The following is a 7,350-nucleotide window of genomic DNA, read 5'->3' on the forward strand; positions in this document are numbered from 1 at the left end:
CGTGGCGGGCCGACCGTCGCGTTCCCCTGCGGCGGACCGGCTGGCGCGGGTGCCGGGGGCAGGCCGATCGTCGCGGGTGCCGGGGGCGGGCCGATCGTCGCGGGTGCCGGGGGCAGGCCGATCGTCGCGGGTGCCGGGGGCCTCGGGACCGGATGGACTGCTCGGGCTGGTGGAGCGGTTCGCGCCAGTCAGACCGTTCGGGCCGGTGGGACCGGTCAGGCCAGTGAGACCGTTCGGGCCGGTGGGAGCGTTCGGGCCGGTGGGAGCGGTGGGGCCGGTCGCGTTCGCGTTCGTCTTCGCCCTGCGGGACAGGACGATCGCCCCTACCAGAGCGGCGAGGAGGAGAACGGACAGGGCCTCGAAGGGGAGGACCCAGTGCCGGAAGAGGCTCTGGCCGGTGACCTTCGCCGATCCGGCGGCGGCGCCGTCCAGGTCGATCCAGGTGCTGCGGAAGGCGTCGACGACCACCCACACCAGGGCGGCCGCGGCGGCGACGGCCACGGCGAGGGCGGCCCAGCGGTTGCCGGAGTCGGCGTCCGGGGAGCGGCCGATGGGGGCCTTGGTGAGCATCAGACCGAAGAGGAGGAGGACGACGACGGAACCGACGTAGATGAGGACCTGTACCCAGGCGATGAACTCGGCGGTCAGCAGGAGGTATTCGACGGCGAGGCCGCCGAGGGTGACCACGAGCCACAGGGCGGCGTGCACGAGTTGCCGGGTGGTGACGGCGACGAGCGCGGCGCCGAGGGTGACCAGGCCGACGAGGACGAAGGCGATCTCGACTCCGGTCGGGGAGAGGAAGCCGTGCGGCGCGGCGGGGCTCACGTGTCTCCCTCCCCGGGTTCGGTCTCCGTGGACTCGCTCCGGGCGGCGGCCAGCTTCTCGGCGGTCTTGCGGGCGGCGGCGATCTCCTTGGGTTCCTCCGCGGCGGCGTCCAGGGCGGGCGGCGGCGGGACGGTCCACATCCACTCGCGGAGCTTGTCGCGTTCGTGGGTGAGTTCGCGGATGTCGGTCTCGGCGTACTCGAACTCCGGGGACCAGAACAGCGCGTCGAAGGGACAGACCTCGATGCAGATACCGCAGTACATGCAGAGGGAGAAGTCGATGGCGAAACGGTCGAGGACGTTGCGGCTGCGCTCGCGGCCGCCGGGGGTGGCGGCGGGGACCGTCTCCTTGTGGGAGTCGATGTAGATGCACCAGTCGGGGCACTCGCGGGCGCACAGCATGCAGACCGTGCAGTTCTCCTCGAACAGTCCGATGACGCCGCGGGTGCGGGGCGGCAGGTCGGGCTGGACGTCCGGGTACTGCTCGGTGACGGTCTTCTTCGTCATCGTGCGCAGGGTGACGGCCAGGCCCTTGGCGAGGCCGCTGCCGGGGATGGGGGCCATGGCTACTGGATCACCACCTTGACGATGCCGGTGAGGGCGATCTGGGCGAGGGAAAGGGGGACGAGGAGGGTCCAGGAGAGCTTCTGGAGCTGATCCTCACGCAGCCGCGGGTAGGTGACGCGGAGCCAGATGACCACGAAGGCGAGGATCGCCGTCTTCAGCAGGGTCCAGACCCAGCCGAGGCCGTCGGCGCCCCAGGGGCCGTGCCAGCCGCCGAGGAAGAGGACGGTGGTCAGGCCGCACAGGACGATGATTCCGGCGTACTCGGCGAGCAGGAACAGGGCGAAGCGCAGGCCGGTGTACTCGGTGTACGCGCCGAAGATGATCTCCGAGTCGGCCACGGGCATGTCGAAGGGCGGTCGCTGGAGTTCCGCGAGGCCGGCGACGAAGAAGACGACCGCGCCGACGAGCTGCCAGGGCAGCCACCACCACTCGAAGGCATGGAGGATGCCAGGAAGGGAGAGGGTGCCGGCCGCCATCGCCACGGAGGCGGCGGCGAGCAGCATCGGGAGTTCGTAGGCGAGGAGCTGGGCGGCGGTGCGCAGGCCGCCGAGGAGGGAGAACTTGTTGGCGCTGGCCCAGCCCGCCATGAGCGAGCCGAGGACGCCGACGCCCATCACCGCGAGGACGAAGAAGACGCCCGCGTCGAGGACCTGGCCGACCGCGCCTTCGCCGGGGCCGATCGGGATGGCGAGCAGGACGAGCAGATACGGGAGGAGGGCGACGGCCGGGGCGAGTTGGAAGATGCGGCGGTCGGCGCCGTTCGGGACGACGTCCTCCTTCTGCGCGAACTTCACTCCGTCCGCGATGAGTTGGGCCCAGCCGTGGAAGCCACCGGCGTACATCGGGCCGAGGCGTCCCTGCATGTGCGCCATCACCTTGTGCTCGGTCTGCCCGACGATCAGCGGGAAGGCGAGGAAGACGACGAACACGGCGAGGAGTCGCAGGGCGACGTCCAACGCGCCGTTCACTGCGGGCCTCCTGCGGGGGTGTCGGGGGCGTTGTCCGGGGCGGGGGCCCCGGACGCCGGGTTTCTGGAAGGGGATTCCTCGGGAGTGGGTTGCTCGGAAGGGAATTCCTCGGGAGTGGGTTGCTCGGAAGGGAATTCCTCGGAAGGGGATTCCTTGGGGGGCGGGGGCTGCGTTGAGTCCGGGTCGGCCGCGGAGGGCGACTCGGCCGCGGAGGGCGACTCGGCCGCGGAGGGCGCTCCTGCCGTCGAAGGCTTCTGTGCGGGGGCGGGGGTCCCGCCCGTCGCGGGTTCCGGCTCGGTCCCGGCGGCGGTGGGCTCTGCTTGTTGCGGCTGCTGTCGTTCCGGTTCGTCGAAGGCCGGGCGGGCGTGGTGCCAGGGCGCGTCCGGGCGGCGGGGTGCCGTGGGCCGGGGGGACGGATGGTCGTCGGCCGTGCCGGGTGCCGTGGCTCCCGCCACCGGTTCCGACTGCCATTCCGACTGCGATTCCGGTTGCGATTCCGGTTGCGATCGCGGCTCCGACCCCGGTTCCGATTCTGGTCCCGACCCGGGTTGTGATTCCGGCTCCGACCCCGGTTGTGATTCCGGCTCGGGGCGGGCGGCGGCGCGCTGCGAGGCGGATCCTTCGGATGCGCTGCGCGACCGGCGCGGGGTGGCCGTGCCGGAACCCTCGGCTCGTCGACCGGTCGGCGTCCCCGAGGCGCCGCCGCCCGTCCCACGAGGCGTGGACGTCTCGGCTTGCCCTGCCTCGGACGCACCGCCGACGGCTCCGGCGGAACCGACTGCCCCCGTCTGACTCGCGGACCCCTCCGCCGCCGTACGCATCCGACGCGGCCCCCTCGGGCCGACAGGCCCAGCAGACACACTGGACCCAGCGGACCCAGCGGACCCACCGGACCCAGCTTCCGCCGGAGGTGTCGCAGTTTCCGGCGGAAGTGTCCCGGGTTCGGCAGGAGGTGTCGTCTGGCTCGCGGACCCCTCCGCCGCCGTGCGTACGCGGCGGGGTGGCCGTGATGCTGCGCCGCCGGGGCCGGCCGGGGTGGCGGAGGGTTCCGCCGCCGTGCGGGAACGGCGGGCCGGTCGGGCCGGGGCCGGTGGGAGCTGGCCCTTCAGGGGGCCCCAGTCGTTGGGGTCGGGGACGCCCGGGGGGAGCATCTGGCGGCGCTTGGGGCCGCCGTGCTCGGATTCGCCCGGCTCCTTGGCGCCCGGCCATGCCTTGGCGACACGGGCAGCGAGGACGAAGTCCTTGCGGAGCGGATGGCCCTCGAAGGTCTCCGGGAGCAGCAGGTGGTCCAGGGCGGGGTGGCCTTCGAAGTGGACGCCGAACATTTCGTGCGTCTCGCGCTCGTGCCAGGCCGCACCGGCGTAGACCTCGACGGCGGAGGGCAGCGCGGGCGCCTCGTGGGGGACGGTCGTGCGCAGCAGCAGGCGTCGCACCGGGGACAGGGCGACCACGTGCGCTGCCACCCGAAAGCCGCTGCCCGGTTCGTCGACCGCGCTCAGCCAGTCGAAGTAAGTGCAGGTCAGGGTCGTACGCGCGGTGTGCAGGGCGGGGATCCAGAACTGCGGGGGCACGTCGACGGTGAGCACCTCGTACGACAGCTCCGCCGTGGCCTCGGGGCCGAAGAGTTCCTCGACGGGGGCGGGTAGCCAGCCGACCGTGGCCATCACGCGTCCCCCTCCTCGGTCGGCGGACGCACGGAGTCCTGGGTCGGCGGACGCACGGAGTCCGTGGTCGGCGGACGCACCGGCTCGACGGCCGGCTGACCTGCCTGCTCCACGGTCGGCGGACGCACCGGCTCGACGGCCGGCTGACCTGCCTGCTCCACGGTCGGCGGACGCACCGGCTCCGCCGTCGGCAGGCTCGCCGATACCGATGCCGATGCCGCGGTCGGCGGGCGTACCAGGCCGCTCTGCAGGGTGGCGGCGGACGGCCGGGACGCGCCGTAGCGCTCCCCCAGCGACTCCCGGGCGATCTTCTCCTGGAGTTTGAGGATCCCCTGGAGCAGCGCTTCGGGGCGTGGCGGGCAGCCGGGGACGTAGACGTCCACCGGGATGATCTGGTCGACACCCTTGGTGACGGAGTACGAGTCCCAGTAGGGGCCGCCGCAGTTGGAGCAGGCGCCGAAGGAGATGACGTACTTCGGCTCGGGCATCTGCTCGTACAGGCGCTTCACGGCGGGCGCCATCTTGTCCGTGACCGTGCCGGAGACGACCATCAGGTCGGCCTGGCGGGGGCCGGGCGCGAAGGGGATGACGCCGAGCCGGATGAAGTCGTGGCGGGCCATCGACGCGGCGATGAACTCGATCGCGCAGCAGGCGAGGCCGAAGTTGAAGACCCAGAGCGAGTAGCGGCGGCCCCAGTTCAGGACGATCTTCATCGGCTCGGGGGCCAGGCGTGCCAGTGCACCGAGCCTCTCCCTGCCTTCGGCGGCGGGGAATCCGGGCTCGGGGAGCGTTACCGGATCCGGAAGCGGCACGGGCTCGGGGGTGGTGGGGGTCACGTCCATGTCAGGACGCCCTTCTTGTATGCATAGAGCAGGCCCACGGCGAGGAAGCCGAGGAAGATGAACATCTCCGCGAGCGTGGTCCCGCCGTAGCCGTCGGCGGCGAAGACGGTCGCCCAGGGGAACAGGAAGATCGAGTCGACGGCGAAGATCACGTACAGGAAGGCGTACACGTAGTAGCGGACCTGGGTGTGGGCCCAGCCCTCGCCCACGGGGTCGACGCCGCATTCGTACGTGAGCAGTTTCTCAGGGGTGGGGACGACCGGGCGCAGCAGTCGGCCGGCGCCGAAGGCGGCCCCGACGAAGAGCACACCCACCAGCGCGAGCAGTCCCACGACGGAATAGGACCGGAAGTAGTCCGCCGCGACGACCACCGTCGGGCCCCCCAACATCTCCCGCAACGTCCGTCCCTCGCTCCCTGACCTGTGAACTGAGTGCCTTGGTGATGCCTGCGATGCCTGTGATGCGACACGATTCGACGGTCTGTACGCACCGGAGTCTAGGCCCTGTTAAAGAAGCGGTAAGCAGGCTGTCTCGGACTCCGTCCGTCCCGCCCCACCGGCACGAGGTCCATCCCACCCCACCGGCACGAGGTCCATCCCACCCCACCGGCACGAGGTCCATCCCGCCGCACGCGCATGAGGTCCATCCCGCCCACCGGCATGCGTCCCGCCCACCGGCATGAGATGCGTCCCGCCCCATCCGCCCCACGGTATGAGCAGGAGGTGGGGTTTTCCCCCGGGCCCCGCGGCGGCGGACCTCATGGCGTCCGAGCGCGGCGCACGGCACGCTTGCCCGTATGACCGCTCGCCTCTCCTCCGCCGAGACGGCCCCGGCCGACGGTGACGACCGTCCGCCGCCGGCCCGCTTCGCCTACACCGCGCAGACCTGGAAGGAGATCGCGCATCTCCTGGTGAACCTGCCGGTGGCGCTGCTCGGCTTCACCTACGCGACCGTGGCACTCGTCACCAGTGGCGGGCTGACCATCACCGTGATCGGTTTCCCGCTGCTCGCCGCCACCCTGCTCGGTGCGCGGGTGCTGGGGAAACTGGAGCGGGGCCGTGCCCGGACGCTGCTCGGGGTGCGGGTCGACGAGCCGAGCCGGTTGCCGCGCGGCCTCGGCGACGGGCTGCTGCAACGGATGTGGTCGGCGCTGAAGGACCCGGTGGGCTGGCGCACCCTGCTCTACGACGTGATCCGGCTGCCCTGGGGCATCCTGACCTTCGCCATCACGCTGCCGTCGCTGTTCGTGCTCTGGCCGGTGCTGCCGTTCATCGCGCGGGGGCTGACGAACGTGGACCGGATGATGGTGCGCGGCCTGCTGTCGCCCTCCGACGAGTTGGAGCGCCGTATCGCCGAACTGGAGTCCGACCGCGGGATCGTGGTGGACACCGCGGCGGCGGACCTGCGGCGGATCGAGCGCGACCTGCACGACGGGGCGCAGGCCCGGCTGGTCAATCTGGCGATGGGGCTCGGCCTGGCGAAGGAGAAACTGCTGGAGGACCCCGATTCGGCGGCGGCGATGGTCGAGGAGGCGCACGGCGAGGTGAAACTCGCGTTGCAGGAGTTGCGCGACCTCGCCCGGGGCATCCATCCCGCGGTCCTGACCGACCGCGGTCTGGACGCCGCGCTGTCCTCGGTGGCCTCCCGCTGCACGGTGCCGGTGAAGGTGACCGCCGATCTGGAGTCACGGCCGGCCGCCGCGATCGAGGGCATCGCCTACTTCACGGTCTCGGAACTGCTCCAGAACATCAGCAAGCACAGTGGCGCGCGGACCGCGTCCGTCGAGGTCTGGCGGTCCGCGGACCGGCTGCTCATCCAGGTGTGGGACGACGGCCGGGGCGGGGCACGGCTGGACGCAGGCAGCGGGATGCGCGGGCTGGCGGAGCGGCTCGGTGCGGTGGACGGGCTGTTCGTCGTCGATTCCCCGGTCGGCGGGCCTACCACGATCACCGCCGAACTCCCCTGGCGGGACCGGGCGGAGACCCCTTGACCCGGCACCGCCCCGTTACCTTTCTCGTGGCCCCGCAATGGGGCGCCTGGCCTCCGGGCCCGGTATGGCTGTCTGCCCCCTGTCGAAGGGATGACCTGGGGGGTGTTGCCGCCGGGTCTCGGGGCACCGCTTGACCGCTGATGAGGGGCCTGACGACCGCCCGGTCCGGCGCAACGCCGGACCTCTTCAGGGACGGAATGTCTGCGTAACGTGGTTGCCGGCGTGTGGTGCCGCAGGGACGGCCAGGATCGGGCACGAGTGCACGTCGAAGGGGCACGCGAGCATGGTCGACACCGTCGACATAGATCTGTTCCTCGGCCTTGACCTGGGCAAGGAGTTTCACCACGCTCACGGTCTGACCGGGCAGGGCAAGACCGTCCACGACAGGCGGCTGCCCAACACCGAGCCGAAGCTGCGGGAGCTGTTCGAGAAGCTGGCCGCGAAATTCGGCACAGTACTGGTCGTCGTCGACCAGGTCGCCAACATCGGCGCCCT

The 7,350-nt window shown here is 71.6% G+C and carries 6 protein-coding genes and 2 pseudogenes; 2 read left to right on the forward strand and 6 right to left on the reverse strand.

Translation table 11 applies throughout. The annotated features are described in order from the left end of the window. Positions 1-294: 294 nt before the first annotated feature. The 6 genes and pseudogenes from ACFC09_RS28085 to ACFC09_RS28110 all read right to left on the reverse strand — a co-directional run. A pseudogene (locus tag ACFC09_RS28085) lies at positions 295-825 on the reverse strand (NADH-quinone oxidoreductase subunit J); the annotation flags it as partial. Beyond that, positions 822-1,388, reverse strand: coding sequence for a NuoI/complex I 23 kDa subunit family protein (locus ACFC09_RS28090; RefSeq protein WP_376533109.1), 567 nt, complete (start codon positions 1,386-1,388; stop codon positions 822-824). The gene ACFC09_RS28090 and the pseudogene ACFC09_RS28085, both read right to left, overlap by 4 nt. A 2-nt stretch (positions 1,389-1,390) precedes the next feature. Next, positions 1,391-2,359, reverse strand: coding sequence for an NADH-quinone oxidoreductase subunit H (locus ACFC09_RS28095; protein ID WP_376533110.1), 969 nt, complete (start codon positions 2,357-2,359; stop codon positions 1,391-1,393). Then, positions 2,356-4,023, reverse strand: coding sequence for an NADH-quinone oxidoreductase subunit C (locus tag ACFC09_RS28100; RefSeq protein ID WP_376533117.1), 1,668 nt, complete (start codon positions 4,021-4,023; stop codon positions 2,356-2,358). The genes ACFC09_RS28095 and ACFC09_RS28100 overlap by 4 nt, the downstream gene beginning before the upstream one ends. A gap of 206 nt (positions 4,024-4,229) precedes the next feature. Next, positions 4,230-4,865, reverse strand: a pseudogene (locus ACFC09_RS28105) (NADH-quinone oxidoreductase subunit B); the annotation flags it as partial. After that, positions 4,856-5,254 (reverse strand): NADH-quinone oxidoreductase subunit A, encoded by a 399-nt coding sequence (locus tag ACFC09_RS28110; RefSeq protein ID WP_376533111.1) that lies wholly within the window; start codon positions 5,252-5,254, stop codon positions 4,856-4,858. The gene ACFC09_RS28110 and the pseudogene ACFC09_RS28105, both read right to left, overlap by 10 nt. 407 nt (positions 5,255-5,661) lie before the next feature. On the opposite strand from ACFC09_RS28110, the gene ACFC09_RS28115 reads away from it, so the two are divergent. Both ACFC09_RS28115 and ACFC09_RS28120 read left to right on the forward strand, forming a co-directional pair. Then, a complete protein-coding gene (locus ACFC09_RS28115; RefSeq protein ID WP_376533112.1) occupies positions 5,662-6,855 on the forward strand; it encodes a sensor histidine kinase in 1,194 nt (397 codons plus the stop codon). A gap of 283 nt (positions 6,856-7,138) precedes the next feature. Continuing rightward, the coding region (locus tag ACFC09_RS28120) for a transposase (RefSeq protein ID WP_376533113.1) at positions 7,139-7,350 on the forward strand (212 nt) is incomplete at its 3' end.

This window comes from Streptomyces sp. NPDC056161 (assembly GCF_042268025.1).
Taxonomy (GTDB): Bacteria; Actinomycetota; Actinomycetes; order Streptomycetales; family Streptomycetaceae; genus Streptomyces.